We start from the raw sequence: 21,867 nt of genomic DNA on the forward strand, positions 1-21,867 counted from the left end.
CCAATGGGCACGTTGAGCATCAGCGATCTAACGCAACGTATTTCCAAGGCCATGGAAGACGAATGGCACGCGCAAAAAGGCGAACCCCTGAGCGAGTTGGGCAAGCCAGACCGCGATATACTGTTCAAGGCCATCGCCATCGGCGTGCTGCGCTATCTGGAAGAGAAACAGCTGCAGATCGAAACCACCGACGCCACGCTGGACCAGGTAACTCATCATCACCAGCTTAAAGTCACGGTGATCGACTCATGAGCGGGCGGCACCTGGCATTCCCGTTCAACATTGGCAGCGCCGGCCGCCCTGCCACGCCGGCCACACTGAATGCCCATATCAAGGGCGAAATCATCCAGCTGCTACTCACCAGCCCCGGCGAGCGGCCATTCCTGCCCAACTTTGGCGGCGGCCTGAAACGCATGGTGTTCGAGCGCAACGACGACGTGTCGGCGGCGGTGGCCAAGGCGCAGATCTTCAACGTGCTGAACAAATACCTGGGCCATCGCATCAGCATCGATGCCGTGGACGTCACCGCGCAGGAGTCGACCCTCACGGTCGACTTGCGCTACCGCATCATCGTCACCGACGAGACGGAACAACTTCGTTTCGAACGTAACACCGGCTGAGGCATCCATGAACACGGTTTCCGACGACAACGCGCTGATGGAAAGGGCCCGCGCCCTGGAGTCCCACGATCTCAACGGCATGCGCTTGGCGTTCGTCAGCCTGGAACCGGTTGGCAGCCCCAGCCACGCCTGGCTGGACCTGGAATTCGTCAACGCCCTGCACCTCTCACCGCTGCCCAAGCCTGCCGATTTCACGGTCAGCGGCGGCACGCGCTTGCTCGCCGGCACACAAGCCGGGCAAATTCAGGTGACCGACGTGCAGGCCGGTACTAGCGCAGCGACGCTGCGCGTCAAAGTGGAGCCGATCGGCGACTATTCCACCTACCGCCTGGGCTGCCAGCTGCAATTCGTCAACGGCGGCGGCCAAGTACAGCCGACCATCGATCCGCTGTTCGCCGAACTGCCGTTCAAGTTCCGGCCCGGCTGCTTCAACATCAATTGCGCGCCGGACAGTCCACGTGGTAACCCGCGCGAGACCTCCCCCACCATCGACTACTTAGCACGCGACTACGATTCCTTCAAACACGTCATCGTCAACGCGATGATGCAACGCGTGCCCGGCTGGACACCCAGCAGCGAGGCGGATCTGGACCAGGTTCTGATCGACCTGATCGCCGTCGATGCCGACGAGTTGGCAGACTACCAGGACCGTGTCACCAACGAAGCCTATCTGGCTCGCGCCAGGAAGCGCGTGTCCTTGGCCCGCCACGCGCGCTTGATGGATTACCACGTCCATCAGGGTAATCAGGCAGGCACCTGGATGGCGGTGATCGCCTCCGCCGACCGCGCCCCTAGCCCGACGCCGCATTTCGGCGTATGGAACGGCACGCACTGGTCGGAGCGCAGCGCCGTGACTTTCGCGGCGCCCGCCCCGGCGCAATGGCTTACCGGCCTCAACGAACTGCAGTTGTACGACTGGAACGGCACGGTAGTCGCGCTGAACGCCGGCGCCACCGAAGCCGACCTGACCAATGCCGCGCCGATGGACGAAGCCGCCGCGGACGCTCTGCTGGCCTTGTTGCTGCAACCCAGCGTGGCGCAGCTCCTGCTGCAGCAGGAGCTGAATCCGGAAACCGGCACCGCCAACGGCCGCGATATCCACGCCCGCCAATTGCTGGAACTATTGCCGCCGGCCGCGCTCGGTCTGCCGCCGCGCGTAGAAAAACGCCGCGACCCGCTCACCGGCAGTTGGCTGATACGCGTGCGCTGGACCCAAGCTAGCGCCCTCAAGCGCCGCTATTGCTTCAGCGCCAAATGCAGCGGCACCGACGTCAAGAACCTCTGCCTGTTTTACGGCAATCTGCTGTGGGTGGCCCACGGTCGGCCGCGCCAGACCACTTGCGTCGCCGCCGGACAGCCATTGAATGCGCTGGACGAAAAAAGCTTCATCGCCCAAGACTCGGTCCACTACGAAGTCACCGCGGTGCGCCACCAAAGCGCAGCGCCCAGCCAGTCGCTGAGGGGCTCGCCGGCCACCGAGCCCGGGCCCCGCTGGGGAACGCTATGTCCGTTGCCACGGGGCCCGCTGGCCTACCGGCGCACACCGGTGGGTGGAGACCATCCGCCGCTGAGTACGGTCCGCGCCACGGTCTCAGGCTTTGCCGACCCCTGGACTGAAGTCATCGACTTCATCGACAGCAAGGATAGCGACACCCACTTCATCGTCGAAACCGACGAATACGGGCGCAGCAGCGTGCGCTTCGGCAACGGCATCAACGGCCGCGCCCTGCCCGCCGGCGCCACTGTGACATTGAATTATCAAATCGGCGGCGGCAGCCTGGGCAACGTGGGCGCGGACAGCTTGACCGGCGTGGACCAAGGTGCCAGCCAGTTTCCCGACGTGCTGCGTGTCTGGAATCCCTTCGACGTCACCGACGGGCTGGACCCGGAACCGGTGCAGGAGATCGTCCGCCGCGTGCCGGAAGCCTATCGCCGGCGCCAGTTGCGCGCCGTCACCCTGGACGATTACGCGCGCCGCGCCGAGGAGCTGAGCGATCTGGTGTCCCACGCTCGCGCCTCCTATGCGTGGACCGGCAGTTGGCGCACAGTGCGCGTCGCCATCGACCCGGTCGGTACTACCCAGCTGGATGCAGCCGTTAACGAACGTATCGCTGCTTATTTGAACGCCGTGCGCCTGATAGGCGAAGACCTGGAAATCCGTCCGCCCAATTTCGTGCCTTTGGACATCGAAATCGCCCTGTGTGCCGGCAGTTCCTATTGGCCGGAAGACTTGCGCTTCGAACTGGATCAGGAGTTTTCCGACGGCTACACGTCCGACGGCCAGCGCGGCTTTTTCCACCCGGACGCGTGGACCTTCGGCCAGGCGCTGCACGCCAGCCAGTTGATCGGCCGCGCCATGGCGGTGAAAGGCGTAGAGCGCGTGTTGTGGATCAGCATGCGTCGCTGGAATCCCGGCAGCGGTGGCGCCAGCAAAGCGGTCACCGTAAAGCCGGAAGGCCTGCCCAAGGCCATCGTCGACCAATTGAGCGTCGGTCCGTTCGAAATCATCGTCGTGGCCAACGACCCCAGCCGGCTTGAACAGGGCCGCATCAGCTTCGACATCCGCGGAGGCCGCCGATGAGCTGCAAACACCAGTGCGCGACGCCGCCAGTCTTTCCCGAGCTGCCCTACAACCGCCCCGGCCTGTCCACCATCGCCTATCGTATCGGCACCTACCACAGCATGCGTGCGCACATGCTAGCACTGATCGACACACATCCCGCCTTGTCCGCCTGGACCTACCGCCAGGCCGACGAACCAGGCGTGGCACTGTTGGAAAGCACCGCCATGGTCGGCGACATCCTCAGCTTCTATCAGCAGCTCTACGGCAACGAGCTGTTCATCAACACCGCCAAATGGCGCGAGAGTGTCGCCGACCTGGTCAAGCTCACCGGCTACCGGCTGGCGCCGGGCCTGGGCGGACTCGCCACGTTCGCGCTGCTGGCCAAGGGCGACAAGCCAGTGGAAATTCCCAAAGGGTTTCCCATCAAGGCCGACATACTAGGTCAGGACAAGCCGGTGATCTTCGAGACCGCCACTACCGCACTGGCTTTTCCCCGCCTCAGCACCACCCATTTCTATGTGCCGCGCGTGCAGCCGGCCATCTTCAACGGCACCAAACGCTTCGAACTGGTGGCCGCGCTGCCGCCCGACATGAAACTGGCCAAAGGCGACCGGCTGATGCTAGGCGTGGGCAAAGATGGCAATCTGGCGCCCGCGCAACTGCTGTACAGCCAAACCGTAACCATAGACCAGGTGTGGGAAGCGTTCGGCAAACGCTACCTCTCGATCCACGGCGGCGTCAGCTCCCTCAACGAGTTCCTGTTCTTCTCGGGCCTGGGCATCAGCCAGCTGTTTACGACCAATCTGTTCGCCAGCAGCGTCAAGCTCGCCTCCAGTACCGCCTCCAAGCTGATCCAGCCGCTGCCGAGCAAAGTGTTTTCGACCAGCACAGCGAATACGGTGAGCGCTGTGAATAATGCGAGCGCGGTGTTTCTCAACCAGTTCCCGGCATTCACCTATTTTCCCTTGGCGCCGCTCGCACCGACTTCTGTGCTGGAAATGGTCGCCTACAAGCTGGGCGCTTCTTACAAACACTTTGGCTACAACGCGCCGGCCCAGGAAGTCGTCCTGGGCGACGGCGGCGCGCCCAAGTTCAATAACATCTCGTTCATCCGCAGCTTGACGTCAGGCACCGGCATACCGGCCAGTCCAGCCCTGGGCGCCAACGAAGTGCCGCTGGACGGGCCCGCCGACAAGCTGGCGTCAGGCACCACCATGCTGGTTGAGGGCCGCTTGTCGTCCCACGACGATGGCTCCGCCGCCCGCCACGCTGTGCTGGTGCGCACCGTACAGCGCACCGAACCACGCACCGCCGGTTGGGGCACACTGAACGGCGCCAGCACTTTCCTGACTCTGGATCGCAACCTGAGCGCGCAGGACGGATTCGCCCACCTCGATTATGCCGATATCCGCTCGCTGTCGTTCCACGAAGTGATCGGCGCACCGATCCGCCTGAGCGCCGAACCGCGGCCGGTCAGCGCCACGCAAGGCGCCAAGCTGGACTTCTTCGGCAACGGCGACGACGTGGCTGCCCTCAAAGGCCGCCGCGTCGCCCTGGCACAGACCGGCCGCGATGCCGACATCGCCACCGTGGTCGCGGTCGCACCCGCCGACGATCCCCAGGTACAGCGATTGCGCACCATCACCTTGGACCGCCAGGTGAATTATGCCGATTACCCCCACGACGCGCCGCGCATCACCGTCTACGGGAATTTGGTGGCGACCACCCAGGGTAAGACCGAGGATGTCACGGTGCTCGGCGATGGCGACGGACGCGCCGTGTTCCAGACTTTCTCACTGCCCAAGCAACCGCTCACCTATCTGCTGGCGCCCGGCGACACACCGCCGCAACAGGCCGAACTCTCGGTATGGGTGAATGGTATCGAATGGCAGCGGCTGGACAACTTCTTCGACGCCGGCCCTCACGATCAAGTATTCGTGGTGCGCGAAGACGACGCCGGCAAGAGTTATGTGCAATTCGGCGACGGCAAAACCGGCGCGCGCCTGTCCACCGGGCGCGGCAACGTGATGGCAAGGATGCGCAGCGGCATCGGCGCCGTCGGCCATGCCAAGCCGGATGCTGAACCCAAGGCCAACGCACGGCTGGTCAATCTGGATAAAGTCGCGCTGCCGGTGCCGGTAGTGGGCGGCGCCCAGCCGGAAAGCCAAAACACAGCGCGCATCGCCGCGCCGCTACGCATGCAAAGCCTGGGACGGCTAGTGGCCATCACCGATTACGAGGCCGAAGCGCTGGCGCTACCCGGCGTGCTCAAAGCGCGTGCCACTTGGGACGCGAGCTTCGGTTATCCGCACGTGCGCCTCACCGTGCTCACCGACAGCGAGAGCGCCGCCGACGTGCAAAACGTCGCCGACGCATTACGCGCCATCGACCGCAAGGAAGGACCGCAACGCTTTCCGTTGGAAGTGGTGCAAGGCCGGCGGGACTGGATACACCTGTCGCTGCGGGTAGGCTACGACCCCCAGCTGCGCGAGGCGGATGTGCGCCGTCACATTCTCGAAGCCCTAGGCGCCAGCGGCGAGGAAGCCAACGGCGTTGCCAGCGATCACGGCCTGTTCAGTCTGCGCAACCGTCAATTCGGCGCATCAGCGCACGGCTCGCAAGTGCTGGACGCGGTGCAAAACGTAAGCGGCATCGACTGGGCGACGCTGGAATCCATCGGCCGCATCAAACTGCTGCTGCTCGCGTCAGGCAACGCCGACTATCGGCGCTTCCAGTGTCCGCCCGACCATCTGCTGGCACTGACCGCCGCCGATCTCGCCATCAACTTGGTGGCCAGCTCCGGCCGCCCGGAGGCCAGCACTTGAGCACAGCCCGCAAACCCCTCTACGAACGGCTGCCCGAGCTCTACCGACAACGCGACACGGAACAGATCCCGCCGAACCAGTTGCGTGGTCTGGTGGCGGCCATGGACAGCGTACTGAGCGCACTCCACGGCGACATCGAATGCCTCTACCACAACCTGTTCATCGAAACCTGCGACGACTGGGTGATCCCCTATATCGCCGACCTGCTAGGCACCTCCCACCTGGCTGGAGACCACTGGACGCTCCGTGCCGACGTGGCGCGCACCGTCAAGCATCGGCGTCGCAAGGGCACGCTGGGCGCTGTGGAATCGCTGGCGCATGGTCTCACCGGCTGGGCCGCGCACGCGGTGGAAATTCGCGAGCGCCTGGCTTGGCAGCAGCACCTCAACCACCAGCGCCCAGATCGAGGCGGTACGCTGCCGTTGCAACTGCTGCATTCCCTGGCGGCGCCCGCCCAAGGCGGCACCGTGAACCTGCGCAGTCCGGCCGTGGCCGCGCTGCTCGACACCGCCTTCGATCCCTACACCCGCGTGGTGGACGTCAAAACCGGCGGCCTCTACAACCTGCCCAACCTGGCGCTGTTCCTGTGGCGGCTGATCGCTTACAAGGTGCAGGTAACGCAACCGGTGGCGGTGGGCGGTGTGATCACCCTTACCCCGGCCGACGCCATCCAAGCCAAATTCGCCGTGCGCTTCGACCTTGATCCCTTGGTCCGCCCGATGGTGCTGTTCAACTACCTGGTACCCACCGATCCCGAAGCACTGGACCTATCCGTCCTCGACGCAGTGCCCGGCCCGATGCTGCGCGCCCGCATCACGCAAGGCGTTCCGGACGCCCGCCCGGAGCAATACATCGATCTGGCCTATTACGCGCCGGGAACGGTGCCGAGCGCCGATACCAGCGCCGGGCTGACCTTGCATCTGCCGGACGACGCCGCGCTGAAAACCCTGGTCTGGCACTTCCGCGGCGCCAATCTGTGTGCCTGGGAGCAGGGACTGGCGCCACCACTGCGCAGCCACGAAATCGTGGTGGACCCGGAACGTGGCCGCTTGCTGTTCGGTACACAGGCCGATGCCACGGAAGCCCAGCGCATCCTCGACGATCTGCTGGTATCGGCCACCCACGGTTTTGCCGGTCCCACCGGCGCGCAGCCCCTCACCAACCGTCTTTTCACCGAGTGGCAAGGCACCCCCATCGTGGTCAACTATCATCAGGCAGCCGACGGCCTGACCACCGCGCTGGCCAATCTGGCCAGCAGCAGTGGCCCCACCGTCATAGAGATCGACGACAGTATGACCCACGAGCTGGACCTCGGTCTGGTAGCCGGCATCGGCGACGAAGGCGGCAAGAAAGTGCTGCGGCTCAAGCATTCGTTGTGGATCCGCGCAGCTTCCGGTCAGCGCCCGGTGATCCGCCTGGCCCTTCCACTGGCATTTCGCCCCGATAAGGTCAGCGGCACGCCGCTGCTCGAACAGGAAAGCCTGGAAGTGCGGCTGGAAGGCTTGTACATCGCGGAGGCTCCCGGCTTTAGCGGCGTCGCGCTGATTGAGCGCGCTGCCATCGGCGTGCTGACCGTGGAAGGCACCACCCTAGATCCCGGTGGTCACCTGAATTTCGACGACGCGCGCGCGCCTTTCGTCACCGCCCTCCACCTTACCAACGACTACGATTTCTTGGATGCCAACGAAAAACGCGACTTCGAACCCACACCGCGACTCGCCATACGCCACTCGATCGTCGGCCCGCTGCAAATCGACAGCGATTATCACCTGTTGCTCAGCGATTCCATTGTCGACGCAGGCGGCGGCCTGCTGGAATCGCCGCGGCTGGCACTGAGCTGTGCCAGCGGCGATCCGGAACTGGGGTGGGGGCCGGACTTGATCGTGCACGGGGTCACCGCCTTCGGGCGCATGCGCGTGTTCCGCGCCATCGGGCAAGGCGGCCTGTTCGTCCAGCAGTTGCAGGTGCACGACACCCTGTCCGGCTGCCTCAAATTCAGTTACTTCGAAGGCCGCAACGACCGTTTACCGCAGCACCATGGATGCGTGACTGGCAACGACGCGCGGCTCACTTTCACCAGCGAAATACATGGCCGGCCGGGCTACGGCCAGCTGGCCGACAGCTGCGACCGGCGCATCCTGGAACAAGGTCCGCAGGCCGACGAAATGGGCGCCTTCGGTTATCTGCTCAACACGCACAAGCGGAAAAACCTCAGCATCCGTTGCCGCGAATACCTGCCTGTCGGCGTGGCCGCGCGCCTGATTTATCTGACTTAGGAGAAATATCATGAAAGGTGACTTTTCCAAGTTTGGTTTCCGCGCCGAAGACAATCACGTCGGCGTGCTACACCAACAAGGACGCGTGCTGCAGGACTTCGATTTCAACGCGGCCGAACTCATCGCCAGCCACTGGCAGAGTAGCGCCGCTCGCGACGCCTTCGGCGGGCGCATGGTTTCGGTGCCGGTCGATGCCTTCGACAGTTTCAAAGCACTCACCGCCACCGCCAACGGCACGGTACAGATCAAGTTAAATCCGGGCCGCGCCTGGGTAGACGGATTGCTGGTCCATTCCACCGTCGGCAGCTTGGACGCTATTTACCTGTCCGCCCCGGCCAATCCGGCCGGCATCGGCACGGCCAGCATCGCCGCCGGCGTGCGCGACGCCCTGGTGCTGGAGGTATGGGAAGAAGCGATCTCCGCCTTTCAGTCCGCCGCCTTGCTGGAACCAGCGCTGGGCGGCCCGGACACCACCGAGCGTGCCCGCGCCTGCTTTGCCCTGCGCTTGTTACGCCTGACCGCAGACGAGGATTGCGGCGCCGTGGCGCTGCGCGGCCAGGACGATTTTTCCGGCAAGGGCCGTTTGACCGCCGGGTTGGCCGCAGCCACCGTCATCACCGGCGACTGCCCGCTGGAAGCCGGCGGCGGCTACACTGGCCTGGAGCATCGTTTGTACCGCATTGAAATCGGCCAGCCCAAGGCCAATCAAGCGCGTTTCAAATGGTCGCGCATAAACGGCGGTCTGGTGGGACGCGGGCGCTTCGACAGCGTCACCGGCAAGGTAACCGTCGATGCCAACAACAATGCCATCAACTACAGCGGCCTCAGCCATTTTTACCTGGAAGCGCTGACCGAATCCCCGGGGGGCGGCTGGAATGTGGAGTTCAGCGCCGATGCCACGCTGGCGCAAAACGATGTACTGACCCTGGTCCAGGACAGCGGTACCTGGCCGACGACCGCCACCGATAGCGTGTTCTTCCGACTGTGGGACGGCATTGCCAACGTCAGCGACTTTCCCACCGGCTTGCCCCAGGACAAGGAGCTGGAAGACGGCATTACCCTTGCCTTCGACGCTCCGGCCGCCGACCTTTCCAACTATCGTCCGGGCGACTACTGGTGGTTCCCGGTGCGCGCCAGCGGCGTATCCAACGACTTGAGCGTCTGGCCCAGCAACGCGGTGCCAGTCGGTATCCACTACCGGCGCGGACCGCTAGCGGTGATCGAATGGCAGACCGACAAAACCGCCGACGCCGACAAGCTGCAAATAGACGATTGCCGGCGCATCTTCCAGCCACTGCCCAACCAGAAAGGCTGTTGCACGTTCCAGGTGGGCGATGGCAGAACCTCTCACGGCGATTTCGACTCCATCGCCGCGGCCATAGACAGTCTGCCCGGCGCCGGCGGTCGCTTGTGCCTGCTGCCCGGTATACACGAAACCAACGCAGTGATTAGTGGACGCAAATACGTCACCATTCAGGGCTGCGGCGCGCGCAGCATGGTGGTACCTGCGGCGCTAGGCGAAAAGCTGCCGTTGTTCCGCATCGTGGATTCGGAAGAAATCGCCATTTGCGACATCGACATGGCGACCCTGGGCGGCTCCGGTATCGAGATTTCCGCCAGCACGCCGGGTGCGTCCAACCGCATCGAAATCCGCGGCAACCGTATACTCGCCTGCGCCACCGGCATCGCCGCGGAAGATGCCACGCGGGTGCGTATCCACAGCAATCGCATCCGCATGCTCGACAAGGAAAGTGCCGGGGTGGCGATATTCGTCGCGGTCGAGGACAGCGTCATCGAATGCAACGAAATCACCGTGCTGCCGGCGCCGGATATGCCGCCGATCGACGTGCCCGGCGGCAACAACGGGGGCGTGCAGCCCACCGATCCCTGCGCAAGGCTGCAACTGGCCTACGCCGCACCACGCCTATTCTCGCTGTACGTGAATCGGGTGTGGCTGATACCCATCAGGATCACACCGCAAGCCCCTTATCTGGTGAAGAGCGGCATCCAGATCGGTGCCGGCAGCGAGCGCGTCACGGTGCGCAACAACAGCGTGGACGGTGGTGCCGGCAACGGCATCAGCCTGGGCGGCGTGCAGCGTTTTCAGCCCATAGAGGAACCGCCGCAGGCCACTCACCAATTGGACAGCACCAACGGCCAGATCGCCGGCCGCATCGCCCTACCGCAGAACAAACCAGGAGGCGGCATCCAGCTCAACTTTTCCAATCTGGTAACCGGCCAGCAAGTACAAGCGGTTACCGATCAGCAAGGCGATTTCAAGGTGACGGCCGACGGCGCCTACGAGATCAGCGTCGCCACACCTGGCTATGCCGTCGACGAAATCACCGTCATACAGCAAGAACCGGTGCTGTTATACGCGGTCACGTTGAAAGCCGTGGACAGTCCGAAAGGCAACGGCCTGGCGTTTCTCTATGACATCCGGATGGTCGGCAACCAGATCACCAACATGGGCCTGAACGGCATCGGCGTGGCGCCGTTCGAAGCCAGCGACGCGGCGGCGGGTTTCACCTCAGTGAACCCCTCGCTAAACCCGTTTCTCATCATCTACGGCAATCCGGTGATCGGCCTCACCATCGACAGCAACCGCATTGAGAACTGCCTGCAAACTCCGTTCACTGAAGCCATGCGCGCGCTGGCCAATTTGCGCGGCCTGGGCGGCATTTCGCTGGGTCTGGTCGAGGATCTCACCATCGTCGACAACCTCGTCGAAAACAACGGCCGCAGCCATCTGGACCCGGTGTGCGGCATATTCGTCGCCCAGAGCGAGGAGACGGAGATTTCCCGCAACCGCATACAGGAAAACGGTGCGCTCACCGCGGTCAGCGCCAACGCGGTCATGCAAACCGGTATCCGCGGCGGATTGGTGGTGGCCCTGGCCAGCGCGGTAAGCGTTTCCGGCCTGTTATCCGGCGTGTCGTCGCTGCGCTCCAGCGCGCGGCCAGGGCTACGCGTACAGGGCAACGTGGTAGACCAGCCGGCCGGCCAGGCGCTTGCAGCGATCGTCTTCGGTCCGGCGGCCATTGCCGACAACCATTTTTCCAGCGAGATTTCCGGCCTGCGACCGTTCGACCAAGTCGCTGGAGCGGTGTTCCTCTACAATCTGGGCGGCCTTCAGACTGCCGCCGACTTCTCCCGCGCCGCCAACGTCAATCAGATCCTGCCGGGCGGATATACGCAGTTCTCCGACAACCAGGTACGCATCGGCAGCGGCAATACCAGTACGGTGTGCAATCTGATTTCGGCGGTGGACGACCTAGTCGCCGACAGCAATCAATCCTATAGCTTCCGCACCATCAACTTTTTCGCCAATAGCGTGCTGTTCGGTGGTTCGCTGCGAGCCATCGGTAATCGTTTCCGTGAACTCAGCTCGGAAACCTCCATGTCGCTGTGGACCGTGGGTCAGCAAATGAACATCACCAGCTTCAACCAGGCGGACCATTGCATCATCGCATCGGACGCGAATCCCAACCTGCCGGTAGTGCAAACCGGCAATCTGGTGCTCGACGCCACGCGTTGCCAGGACTTTAATCGGATTTCTGATCTAGTCTTCAAAGCACGGGGGTAAACTATGTCCACCAGAATCGATTTGACCGATACCGAGGCCTTCAAGAAAACCTTGATCTCGCTGTTCGAACAGTTGCAAGACCAGCGCGCCAACCTGGCCGATACGGTGCGCAGTGCCAACCTGGCGGCGCGACCTCTGTTCCAGCTGGAAACTGACCGGCTCTCTGCGAAGCTGGGCGCCGACGATCCGCGCGTGACGGCGATGCGAGCACGCGCCGACAACCGCCTGGAAGTAGCCGGCGCATTAGCTATAGAGGTAGACATTGCTGCCATACGGATACCTAAAGTAGCCTCGGGAGCCACCTTGATTCAGGGACGAATCACCGACGCTCAACTGGGATCCCTAGCCAACGTCAAAGTACGGCTGGTGGACGCGAAGGGCCAGGATTTGGGTATCCCCCCGGTGAAGACCGATGGCTCCGGTTATTACGCCTTCACCGTCAGCTCGGAACTAGCCCAGAAAATTGGCGCCGGCAAGTCCGTCACCGTCGCTGTGGGCGAATCGCAAGCATCGTTCATACCGCAAACCGCGCCCACCATTAACTTCACCCCCGGCTCCCAAGTCACCGCGGAAGTCGCCTTGAAGGGCAGTGATCTGCAGAAAGTCGTAGGCAAGCTCGACCTGAGCAGTATCGTACGCACCACCGTTCGGGAAAACGTCGTCATACCGGCGGCAACGCCGAATACGGCGGCGGACGCTGCGGCGGCACCTCCCGCCGAGCCCGATGCGCCGTTCCAAGGCGGCGGCGGATAAGTCCACGAGAAAATGAAAACTCAAGCCGTCGACCTTAGCCGCAAAGCAGAACGATCACAGCGACAAGGGATCAGCCGCGACCTGCCGCCATCAGTGGCTACGCCGATAGCCCAACCCCTGCCCGTATACCGCAAGACGTCGTGCGCCTGTGGCGGTGGTTGTCCGCGCTGCCAGACAAACTCTAGCCAGGCCTATGCTGTGGACGCCGACTCTCTGGACGACGCGGCTATGTCGATCCAGCGCAAGCCAACCGTCAGTTCCCCTGATGACGCTTACGAGTGCGAGGCGGACGAGGTCGCTGAGCGAGTCATGCGGATGGCCGAACCGGCCGGGATCCGATCGGTTACGAGCCAAGTTCCGCGCCAGTGCACCGACTGCGAGGACGAGAAGCCATCAATCCAGACCAAGGCGGCTAGCGTGGCGAATGGTGAAGTCGCTCTAGACACCGCCACTGCCGTGCACGCAGCCCAGCGGGGAGGAACGCCGCTGTCGCCGGAATTGCGTAACTATTTCGAGCCGCGCTTTGGGCGCGATTTCACTGCCGTGCGCATACACACCGGTGCCGACGCGGCAAAGGGCGCAAGCGCAGTGCAGGCGCGCGCCTTTACCTTGGGCAGCGACATCGTGTTCGGGGCTGGGGAGTATGCGCCTTCGAGCACGGAAGGCAAGCATCTCTTGGCCCACGAGCTTGCGCATGTGGTGCAACAAAAGAGTGACGAGGGAATAATTCAGCGGACTGTCGACGAGGTTCTCATTAACTGCGCCGAGAACCAGATTCGCTTTCGGTACGAAGGTCAGACGACTTTTTATGCGCTAAATCACTGCGATGTAACTGAGGGCATCTACGATGCGCAGGTCCGCCTCGGCCGAAACCAGGTCGATTTTGATCTAGGCACTACCTCCGAAGATACGCATTTCGACTTTAATTACAGTATTGGTCCCGGACAGCCTAACCCCAATATTTTTTTCGCTGGCCAAGGGACCGTGCGTATCCTCGCTACAAACACTTCCGAAGCCGGTTTCGACGGTGGTTCTTTCCAGTTCAACGTAACATCGCTTTCTCCAGACGCACTTCGGAGCGTCGCAGGTATTTCTCCCTCCGTGTTGCCGGAAGGCGTAATGGTGCCATTGTCAAGCGTCATGGGTAGTCAAAGTGCCAACCGAAGACCGTCCTCGGGACCCTCGATCTTAGCATCGGCAAGCGTGGGTGCGAGCTACTTCTCTCCCACGCCATTCTCCTTTCTGCCGCGTAACTCAACGGGCATCCTATGGACACAGGGCCACACCTCAATCTGGTCGAACCCACAATCCGCCCTTTTTCCCACGCTCCGCGGATACCGTGGAAACTTGGGTTACTACTTGGCCGAGACGCTGCCCGGGGTGGGAAGGAACTTCACGATCCGGTTGCACGAGGGAGTACCGGGCAGCTTCGCGAACGACACTCTGTTTCCGTTGATGCCCGGTCAGCAGAGCTATCTATATGTCCTGGGAGATGCAGACCAGGCTGCTAATTTCGCCGAAACACTGCGAGGATCTCAGTACGGCGATCAGTACACCTATAGCCCGCCTCGCTCACAGGGTGATCCCGTCCTAGGTGAAGTAGGACAGTCCGAGATGCAAGTTTACGAGATCCTTATGAGGAGAGGCCAAGCCCCAATGTGCACCAATAATTGCATCACGGTCCCGACTGCCGAGATCGAGGGTGCCATCGGGATGAGGCCCACTACACCATCTGGCATAGATGTTATGACCGGAGAAGGATCAGGGGGTGCTGTCGATCCGCACTACGCAGGTCGGGGTAGATTGATGACTGAAGCGATGACCGAGGGTCCGCTGGCTCCAGGGGTGCAACGACTGAACATTCATGTCACGCCCAGCGGATCAGCCTCCATGTTTCTTATTCGAGGGGGCGGCAGAATTCTCCTCGTCTACGGGATTTACCACACCGAAGAGCGTATTCGGGAGTCGATCGATACTGGAACCTTGCCCACGGTACTGGCCGAGGAAGGAGGTTCCTGGGCTGGTGGAATCCTCGGATCTGCGCTGGGTGGGGCCGCCGCAGGCGCCATTCTCTGCTCTCCGACCGGTCCTGTGGACGCAGTCTGTGTGGTGGGCGGCTTCCTAGGGGGGCTTCTATTCGGAGCCATTGGCAGCGCCGTAGGATCGGAAGTGGGCCACACTGCGGCTGAAGGCAGACCACCTGAGGGTGGCATCATCGACACGACGACTGCACCGATCGTGCAAAGTCTAAGCGAAATGAATACTTATTTGGAATATAACATACGCCAGATCTACGGTGTTCCCTTCTGATTACGGGGTTTGGGGAGCAATGGAACCAAAAACCAATGTAAGCCACAGCCTTGCTCTGGTCATAGATCGTCATCAGGATCACGTAACGGCCGGAATCTTCCCTTGGTTATCCGCCTGTTGGCATGCCAGACGTAGTCTCCGATCAAGTTGATGTATTCCCACCCAAGCGGTGAAACATGGGGCAGAAGGGCCTCATCGACACTTTTATGCTGGCGCAGCGCTTCAATCGCTTTCTCCAGATAGATCGTATTCCACAGCGTGATAGCGGCCACGACCAGATTCAGGCCGCTGGCGCGATAGCGCTGGTTCTCGTAGGAACGATCACGGATCTCGCCGAGTCAATGGAAGAAGACGTCTCGGGCCAGTGAGTTGCGTGCCTCGCCCTTGTTCAGCCCTGACCCTACCCCAATAAACCGTACCGGCGGATTCAACCGGTCAGTGCACCCATGCATAGCCTTCCGCTTTAAGAGGTTCGACGGCCTGATTGAGCTTTTCCAGGGCAAGCGATTCCAGCAATTCGGCGTCCTGCATGTAGCCGTCATCCTCATCCCCGAAGAGGTCGCGCCGTATCAGGCCTCCTGCTGCTTCATACGCCTCCACGCCCACGAATTTGGCAAGCGGATTCGTCCGTATGTTGATTTCGGTTTCGGTGATGAGCCGCCGGAAGGTCGAACCATTGCGCTGCCACTCCGGGGTGTTGTGCCAGATGCGCTCCTGCAATGCGGGGTCTTCGGTGAGGGCCAACGCGGCTATCTGCTCGAAGGTCATTTTGTCCTGAGCGTACAATGCGAAAATTTTCGGTGAGACGTTGGTCAACTTAAGATAGCGCCTCACCGTAAGTGAGGTTCCCTCGATTTTTCGTCTTCCAACAGGTGGGATTCATGCTACCCGTTGTTTCTTCTGCTGAGCAGTGAGCCAGTCATCAAGGAACTGCATCGGTGACTTGTAGCCCAAGGTCGAGTGTCGCCGTCTCCGATTGTAGAATACCTCAATGTACTCGAAGCTTGCCGCTGTCATCTCTGCTCGTGTTTCATAGCGTAGTCCATGCACACGCTCGTTCTTGAGGCTATTGAACCAGCTCTCAGTCGGGGCATTATCCCAACAATTCCCCTTGCGGCTCATCGAGCAGATCATGCCGTACTCTTTCAGCCTGTCCTGGAAGGCAAGACTGGCATACTGGCTGCCCCGATCCGAGTGGTGGATCAGCCCCGCCGCCGGTTTCCTGCGGAACCACGCCATGGTCAGCGCATCGGTCACGATGTCTGCCGTCATGCGCGGTTTCAATGACCAGCCGACCACTTCACGGTTGAACAGGTCGAGCACGATGGCCAGATACAACCAGCCTTCGTCTGTCCACAAATAGGTGATGTCGGATGTCCAGATTTGATTCGGGGCGTCCGGTGTGAAGTTGCGATCCAGCAGGTTGGGCGCCACCGGCAGAGTGTGCCTGGAATCCGTTGTAACCTTGAAACGCCGTTTGTGGCGCGCCCGGATACCATTCTCCCGCATCAACCGCTCAACCCGTTCCTTACTGGCCGGGAAACCCCGTTCCCGCAATTCCTTGACCATCCTCGGGCTGCCATAAGCACCCTTGAGTTCGGCATGGATGGACTGGATTAGCATCAGCATCCGGCTATCCGTCAGCCATTTGCGTTCCGGCTTGCCACCACGCTTCCATGCCCGGTAACCACTTTCACTGACATCCAGGACCCGGCACATCTCGTCCAGTCCATATTCCGTCCGCTGCGTATTAATCCAGGCGTACTTCACGCTACATCCCTCGCGAAGTACGCTGTCGCTTTTTTTAGGATTTCATTCTCCCGCTTGAGCCGGCCGTTCTCGGTGCGTAACCGGGATAGCTCCATCTGCTCCGGCGTGACCACCTTGCCTCCGGCACCGTTGAGCTTGCCTGCCGCTGCAGCCTTAACCCAGTTCCGCAGAGTCTGGTCGCTGACTCCCAACTCCTTGCTTATCCTGCCCGGTGTCAGCCCTTCCTTGATACGCTTGACTGCCAATTCCTTGAACTCGCCTGTGTATTCCTGCCTCGGTATCTTTATCATCTTCCTCTCCAATGTGACTTCGATTTTACATCACCCTTGGAAGACGATTTTTCGGGGGAAGCTCATTGAACCAGGATACCCATTCCAGGGTCGCCATCTCCACAGCGGCCCTGGTTTTCCAGGGTGCCCGGCGATGAATCAGCTCGGCTTTGTATAGGCCGTTGATGGTTTCAGCCAGCGCATTGTCATAGCTGTCTCCGCGGCTGCCCACCGAGGGTTCAATGCCTGCTTCGGCCAGACGCTCGGTATAGCGGATAGAGAGGTATTGCGATCCTCTATCGCTGTGATGCACCAGGCTCTCTGATTTCCCGGGCTGGCGAGCATGGAGAGCTTGTTCGAGCGCATCGAGCACGAAATCCGTATGCATGGAACTGCTCACGCGCCAACCCACGATGTGTCTGGCAAATACGTCAATGACAAAGGCCACATACAGCCAGCCCTGCCACGTTGATACATATGTGAAGTCCGAAACCCATAACTGATTGGGACGATCGGCCTTGAACTGGCGATTGACCTTGTCCAGCGGACATGGGGCCGATGTGTCAGGAATCGTGGTGCGTACGGTCTTGCCACGCCGCACGCCTTGCAGGCCCTGGCGTTTCATGAGCCGCTCGACCGTGCAACGCGCCACAGGGTGACCTTCACGGTTCAGTTGCCGCCAGACTTTGTCAGCACCGTAGACCTGCATATTGGCTTGCCAGACCCGTTTGATTTCTGGATTCAGCCTGTCATCACGCTTGGCGCGAGCACAACGCATTGCAGGATTCCTCTGCTGTGCAACGGCGCATCGATAGCCTGACGGGGCAATCTGCAACACCTTGCAGATCGGCTCGACCCCATAGGTATCCCGATGCTGGTCGATAAACTGCCTCAGGACTTGAATCGGCGGTCGAGCTCCGCCTGGGCGAAAAAAGCGCTGGCCAGTTTCAATATCTCATTGGCTTTGCGCAACTCCCGCACTTCACGCTCCAGCGCTTTTACCCGGTCGCGCTCGGCGCTGGTCACGCCATCGCGCATGCCCGTGTCGATCTCGTGTTTACGGACCCAATCATGCAAGGTCTGGGCAACACAACCGATCTTGGGCGCAATGGATTCAACGGTTGCCCACAGGGAAGGATACTCGCCACGGTGTTCGAACACCATGCGCACCGCACGTTCACGTACTTCGGGGGAAAACTTGTTTGATTTGTTCATGGCTCCATTTATATGGACGCCTCCCGTTTTGCAAGGGACTTCGAATTGGTCTGACTTGACAGGAACGGTTCGCAGCTTTATATCCGGCCTTGTTGCAGCCGATCCTTCCGCTGCGGGCCACTATGGATTCCGCTGATCCGCACCTCATTTCTCTCACGAACTCGAAGTTCTTGGAGCCATTCAGGTTTGGCGGATCACGGTCCGACCTGTGTTGCCATCGCTATCGATTCCCAACGCAACCTAGACGTTCCATCTTTACAGAGTCAACCTCTCATCTGGTGATTACCGCTAACGCCGGCTTCACGCTTACGTATCCTTTCTGGTATGGTCGGTCATGGGCAAGCACCGCCCAGATCGTTCGCGCTATTCTGTTTGCCAGGGCGACAGTCACCACATTCGGATGCCGCCGCTGCTTCATCTGTTTGATCCACGGACCGGGGTCCTTCGCGTTTATCAACACGCTGCGCGCACCGTGGATCAGCAGCGTGCGCAGATATGTGTCGCCGCGCTTACTGATGCCATGAAGATTCACCTTGCCGCCCGATCCGGTCTGCTTCGGCACGAGTCCTGCCCACGCGGCAAACTCCCGCCCTGATCGGAACACCTTCGCGTCGCCCATCATCGCGACCGCCGCGGTTGCGGTCAGCAACCCCACGCCGGGAATCTCGCTGATCGCCTTCACGGCGCCATCGTCCTTCTTCCATTCGCGCATCCGGCGCTCGATCGCTGCGATCTGCCCGTCCAGATTTGTCAGTCCGTTCCACTGCTCACGCAGCGTGTCGATCAGCACCGCTGGCAAACGCTCCGCGACCCGCGCAAAGATTTCCGGTATCGCCTTGTCAAGCGACGCCCGTCCTTTAGCCGTCACCTCGCCGTACTCGGTCAGCAGCCCACGCAAGCCGTTGATCTGCATCGTCCGGAACTTCACCAGTTGTTCGCGCATCCGGTGCAGCGCCAGCATTGCCTGCTGAATTTCGGTTTTAACCGCGACCGCCTTGCTAGGTTGCTGCACCGCCAGCCAGATCGCCCGAGCATCCGCCGCGTCGTTCTTGTTGCGGATGTTGAATGCCTTCACGAATTCTCCCGGCATCAACTTGACCTGATGACCCATCTTCATCAGTTTCCGCGCCCAGTGGTGCGCACCGCCGCACGCCTCCATTCCGATGAGGCACGACGATCGGTTCGCGAAATGTTCTAGAAACGCTGCACGTTTGACGGGCTTGTTCACGATCTCACCCGTTTCCTCGTCCACGTAGTGCACTTGGAAGACCATCTTTGCAATATCGATTCCAACTGGCGTCAGCTTCATCTCGGCTCCTCCGGTTTGCAATGTGAAGATTTATGCGATCTTCCACCGTGATCATGCCGATGCCAAGCCCGGGAGAGTCCCATCCTTCCCTACCATTCCTCACGGGCGGGCGGCGTCCATACCATTTCTCTCAGATATCAGAGCCTCCTCAAAATCCGGGGCGGTTCAAACAGAATGGCGCACTACACTAGCGCGCTCGGTATGGTATGCCAAGAGCAGGGCGCGCGATCAAAGCGCGCTATGCCAGCGCATACGCGACATTGCCAGAAGCAGGACATTTATGATATTTGGCGCGTATTCGTCTTTGCACAGGATGTGAATCTAACCAAGCCGGGAACTCCGCCAGAAATTGCGGCCCAACATATCGGTGGTTTTTTCGTCGCCGGCGCGATTGAGATTACCTTTGATCCCGCCATACCGTGCCCATTGAAGGCACAGGGGACTATCACTGTTGTTTGACAATACCCATAGCAACGAAGGGCAACCATGGGAAGTGGCCCCCTTCGTTAGATATCAATATAAAAAACGCAGCAAGCTCTGAATTCAGCTGTTAGCGGTTGAAGCACGGTAATTTAATTAACGGTCCCCAAAACTGAGCTAGCCCGATTGTCTAGTAAGCGAATGACAACGTCCTTTATCATTCATAAAGTATGACGAGCTTGAGTATTAAACTAATATTTGTGAATGACGCAAAAACTTAAATGGTTGCCGATCTACAAAACTACGTCTGCTTCCCGGTGACCGTTTGGAAATATCACGCAGCGAAGCAGTGAGCAATTGGACAATTACATTACAAACATCGGCGAATATTTGTAATTGGGGTCTGGGGAGCAATGGAACAGTGAACCGACTTAAGGCTGCGCAGAGGCCGGAATCCAGCGGTACAGCGTCGGCACGGACACACCGAGGTTCTTGGCCACGTCTCGCGGCGGCACGCCGTTGGCCAGCAACTTCTTGGCCGACTCGATCTTGCTATCGGTCATCTGCCGCTTGCGTCCGCCCTTGCGGCCAAGCTGGCGAGCGACCTCCAGCCCTGCGTGGGTGCGTTCGACCGTCAGTTCCCGCTCCATCTCGGCCAGACTGGCCATGACATGAAAGAAGAAACGGCCTGATGGGGTGCCGGTATCGATGGCGTCGGTCAGGCTCTTGAACTGAATACCTTGCTTATGTAGCTCGCCGACCAGATCGACTAGATTCTTAACGCTGCGGCCAAGCCGATCCAGCTTCCACACAGCGAGAGTATCGCCCTCGCGCAGCATTTCCAGCGCCTTGGCGAGTCCGGGCCGCTCGGCGCGACTGCCGCCGATCTTGTCGTCGAAGATCTTCTTGCAGCCCGCCTTGGTCAAAGCATCGATTTGAAGGTCAAGATTTTGGTCTTGCGTTGAAACGCGGGCATAACCGATCAGCATGGCTTTTCAGTCTCTCGACTGCAGCGGTAGCACGCGTAAGCGCGTACGATTCGGATCGACCGTGAGCAGCGCGCCTTCCTCCAACTCCGATGCCATCTGCCGCAAGGCGGCGATGACCTGCTTGCCGATCACGTCCGGGCTGACATCCTCGGCGCGGATTTGCACGACGCTGGGCTTCTCACCATGGGTAGCGGCGAGGATTGCGCCGAAATCCAGGTCATGAGTGAGCACCACGTAGTCATGGGAATTAGCGTAGGCCATGATTTCCGAGTCCGCCGCGTTGTTCGCACCAAGCGTTGACCAGTGCACCGCCTCGATGCCCGCGGCGGCCAGCACACCGATCCAGCGCGGGGACAGATTCATATCGACGAGCAACTTCATGGGGTGGTCAGCATGACCTCGCGTTCTTCGGCCCGCCATGCGGCGTAGCGAAGCGCTTGCATAATGTCCTCGCGTTCCAGGTAGGGATAGTCGGCGAGGATTTCATCGACGCTGTGACCGGCCCCGATCTGGCCGACGACCATGCCGACCGTGACGCGCATGCCTCGGATGCAGGCCTTGCCGCCCATCACGCCGGGCTGCTGGGTAATGCGATTCAGTTGTCCCATGCTCTGCTCCTTATCGAAACTCATTGTCATGGTAGTGGATTGAGAATATAGTTTCAAGAACTATTTGTGAGAATGAAAGCGCCTTGATTCTGTGTGCCACATCAATGACGCGACGAGGCTTATCAAAAACCTCCGTTTTTGAGAGAATATACTGGACCAGTAGTGTCCGGTTAAATCATTAACGTGTGCGCGGAGATCAAGCTCTGGCGCGGGTTTTCAAGTGAATTATTTTGGTGCCGATTTGAAATTAGTTTCTTCATATTCGAGTAGCTTTCCGGGATTGATTCCTCGGGAGGTTGCTTATGAATTCGGGCAAGACGATGTTCGCGCAGATCATGGAGTTTGTGCCATGGA

The 21,867-nt window shown here is 60.6% G+C and carries 15 protein-coding genes, 1 pseudogene and 1 other annotated feature; of the genes and pseudogenes, 8 read left to right on the plus strand and 8 right to left on the minus strand.

What is annotated here, in order from left to right; all coding sequences use genetic code 11:
• Positions 1-3: 3 nt before the first annotated feature.
• The 8 genes from ACZ5CE_RS10335 to ACZ5CE_RS10370 are packed head-to-tail and all read left to right on the plus strand — an operon-like array spanning position 4 to position 14,933.
• Positions 4-252: a hypothetical protein gene (locus tag ACZ5CE_RS10335; protein WP_464574829.1), complete on the plus strand. Its 249-nt coding sequence runs from the start codon at positions 4-6 to the stop codon at positions 250-252.
• Positions 249-620 carry a GPW/gp25 family protein gene (locus ACZ5CE_RS10340; protein WP_464574830.1) on the plus strand — a complete coding sequence of 124 codons (372 nt, stop codon included), beginning with the start codon at positions 249-251 and terminating at the stop codon, positions 618-620. The genes ACZ5CE_RS10335 and ACZ5CE_RS10340 overlap by 4 nt, the downstream gene beginning before the upstream one ends.
• A 7-nt stretch (positions 621-627) precedes the next feature.
• Positions 628-3,201: a baseplate J/gp47 family protein gene (locus ACZ5CE_RS10345; RefSeq protein ID WP_464574831.1), complete on the plus strand. Its 2,574-nt coding sequence runs from the start codon at positions 628-630 to the stop codon at positions 3,199-3,201.
• Positions 3,198-6,008: a baseplate J/gp47 family protein gene (locus tag ACZ5CE_RS10350; protein ID WP_464574832.1), complete on the plus strand. Its 2,811-nt coding sequence runs from the start codon at positions 3,198-3,200 to the stop codon at positions 6,006-6,008. Before ACZ5CE_RS10345 ends, ACZ5CE_RS10350 begins: the two co-directional genes overlap by 4 nt.
• On the plus strand, positions 6,005-8,284 hold the full coding sequence (locus ACZ5CE_RS10355) for a hypothetical protein (RefSeq protein WP_464574833.1): 2,280 nt from the start codon (positions 6,005-6,007) through the stop codon (positions 8,282-8,284). Before ACZ5CE_RS10350 ends, ACZ5CE_RS10355 begins: the two co-directional genes overlap by 4 nt.
• Positions 8,285-8,294: 10 nt before the next feature.
• Positions 8,295-11,870: a DUF6519 domain-containing protein gene (locus tag ACZ5CE_RS10360; protein WP_464574834.1), complete on the plus strand. Its 3,576-nt coding sequence runs from the start codon at positions 8,295-8,297 to the stop codon at positions 11,868-11,870.
• Positions 11,871-11,873: 3 nt separating this feature from the next.
• A complete protein-coding gene (locus ACZ5CE_RS10365) occupies positions 11,874-12,623 on the plus strand; it encodes a carboxypeptidase-like regulatory domain-containing protein (RefSeq protein WP_464574835.1) in 750 nt (249 codons plus the stop codon).
• Between the two features lie 12 nt (positions 12,624-12,635).
• Positions 12,636-14,933, plus strand: a complete 2,298-nt coding sequence (locus ACZ5CE_RS10370; RefSeq protein WP_464574836.1) for an eCIS core domain-containing protein — start codon at positions 12,636-12,638, stop codon at positions 14,931-14,933.
• A gap of 59 nt (positions 14,934-14,992) precedes the next feature.
• On the opposite strand, the pseudogene ACZ5CE_RS10375 reads toward ACZ5CE_RS10370, so the two are convergent.
• From ACZ5CE_RS10375 to ACZ5CE_RS10410, 8 genes and pseudogenes are all read right to left on the minus strand, one after another.
• Positions 14,993-15,337: pseudogene (locus ACZ5CE_RS10375) on the minus strand (Tn3 family transposase); the annotation flags it as partial.
• 31 nt (positions 15,338-15,368) lie between these two features.
• Positions 15,369-15,767 (minus strand): hypothetical protein, encoded by a 399-nt coding sequence (locus tag ACZ5CE_RS10380; RefSeq protein ID WP_464574837.1) that lies wholly within the window; start codon positions 15,765-15,767, stop codon positions 15,369-15,371.
• Between the two features lie 45 nt (positions 15,768-15,812).
• Positions 15,813-16,993, minus strand: a protein-coding gene (locus ACZ5CE_RS10385; RefSeq protein ID WP_464574838.1) for an IS3 family transposase whose coding sequence is annotated in 2 segments (ribosomal slippage) — positions 15,813-16,741 and positions 16,741-16,993 — 1,182 coding nt in all. Because the reading frame shifts where the segments join, the coding sequence is not laid out codon by codon here.
• A gap of 25 nt (positions 16,994-17,018) precedes the next feature.
• Positions 17,019-18,187 (minus strand): IS3 family transposase gene (locus ACZ5CE_RS10390; RefSeq protein WP_464574839.1). Its coding sequence is split into 2 segments (ribosomal slippage): positions 17,019-17,899 and positions 17,899-18,187, totalling 1,170 coding nucleotides; the frame shifts between segments, so codons are not numbered across the junction.
• Positions 17,793-17,909 (minus strand) — a sequence feature (AL1L pseudoknot). It overlaps the preceding gene by 117 nt.
• A gap of 271 nt (positions 18,188-18,458) precedes the next feature.
• Positions 18,459-19,496, minus strand: a complete 1,038-nt coding sequence (locus tag ACZ5CE_RS10395; protein ID WP_464574840.1) for an IS110 family RNA-guided transposase — start codon at positions 19,494-19,496, stop codon at positions 18,459-18,461.
• Positions 19,497-20,347: 851 nt separating this feature from the next.
• Positions 20,348-20,905 carry a recombinase family protein gene (locus tag ACZ5CE_RS10400; protein ID WP_464574841.1) on the minus strand — a complete coding sequence of 186 codons (558 nt, stop codon included), beginning with the start codon at positions 20,903-20,905 and terminating at the stop codon, positions 20,348-20,350.
• A gap of 6 nt (positions 20,906-20,911) precedes the next feature.
• The gene (locus tag ACZ5CE_RS10405) at positions 20,912-21,286 is read right to left on the minus strand and encodes a DUF5615 family PIN-like protein (protein WP_464574842.1); all 375 of its coding nucleotides are present in this window, start codon (positions 21,284-21,286) and stop codon (positions 20,912-20,914) included.
• Positions 21,283-21,513: a DUF433 domain-containing protein gene (locus ACZ5CE_RS10410; RefSeq protein WP_464574843.1), complete on the minus strand. Its 231-nt coding sequence runs from the start codon at positions 21,511-21,513 to the stop codon at positions 21,283-21,285. The genes ACZ5CE_RS10405 and ACZ5CE_RS10410 overlap by 4 nt, the downstream gene beginning before the upstream one ends.
• Between the last annotated feature and the right edge of the window lie 354 nt (positions 21,514-21,867).

The sequence above is a fragment of the Nitrosospira sp. TNL200 genome (assembly GCF_055386305.1).

What these genes read in the sequence shown, in the direction of transcription:
- ACZ5CE_RS10370 (WP_464574836.1), top strand. Translation starts at nt 12,636, where the DNA reads ATGAAAACTCAAGCCGTCGACCTTAGCCGCAAAGCAGAACGATCACAG.
- ACZ5CE_RS10400 (WP_464574841.1), bottom strand. Translation starts at nt 20,905, where the DNA reads ATGCTGATCGGTTATGCCCGCGTTTCAACGCAAGACCAAAATCTTGAC.
- ACZ5CE_RS10395 (WP_464574840.1), bottom strand. Translation starts at nt 19,496, where the DNA reads ATGAAGCTGACGCCAGTTGGAATCGATATTGCAAAGATGGTCTTCCAA.
- ACZ5CE_RS10365 (WP_464574835.1), top strand. Translation starts at nt 11,874, where the DNA reads ATGTCCACCAGAATCGATTTGACCGATACCGAGGCCTTCAAGAAAACC.
- ACZ5CE_RS10335 (WP_464574829.1), top strand. Translation starts at nt 4, where the DNA reads ATGGGCACGTTGAGCATCAGCGATCTAACGCAACGTATTTCCAAGGCC.
- ACZ5CE_RS10360 (WP_464574834.1), top strand. Translation starts at nt 8,295, where the DNA reads ATGAAAGGTGACTTTTCCAAGTTTGGTTTCCGCGCCGAAGACAATCAC.
- ACZ5CE_RS10340 (WP_464574830.1), top strand. Translation starts at nt 249, where the DNA reads ATGAGCGGGCGGCACCTGGCATTCCCGTTCAACATTGGCAGCGCCGGC.
- ACZ5CE_RS10350 (WP_464574832.1), top strand. Translation starts at nt 3,198, where the DNA reads ATGAGCTGCAAACACCAGTGCGCGACGCCGCCAGTCTTTCCCGAGCTG.
- ACZ5CE_RS10405 (WP_464574842.1), bottom strand. Translation starts at nt 21,286, where the DNA reads ATGAAGTTGCTCGTCGATATGAATCTGTCCCCGCGCTGGATCGGTGTG.
- ACZ5CE_RS10410 (WP_464574843.1), bottom strand. Translation starts at nt 21,513, where the DNA reads ATGGGACAACTGAATCGCATTACCCAGCAGCCCGGCGTGATGGGCGGC.
- ACZ5CE_RS10345 (WP_464574831.1), top strand. Translation starts at nt 628, where the DNA reads ATGAACACGGTTTCCGACGACAACGCGCTGATGGAAAGGGCCCGCGCC.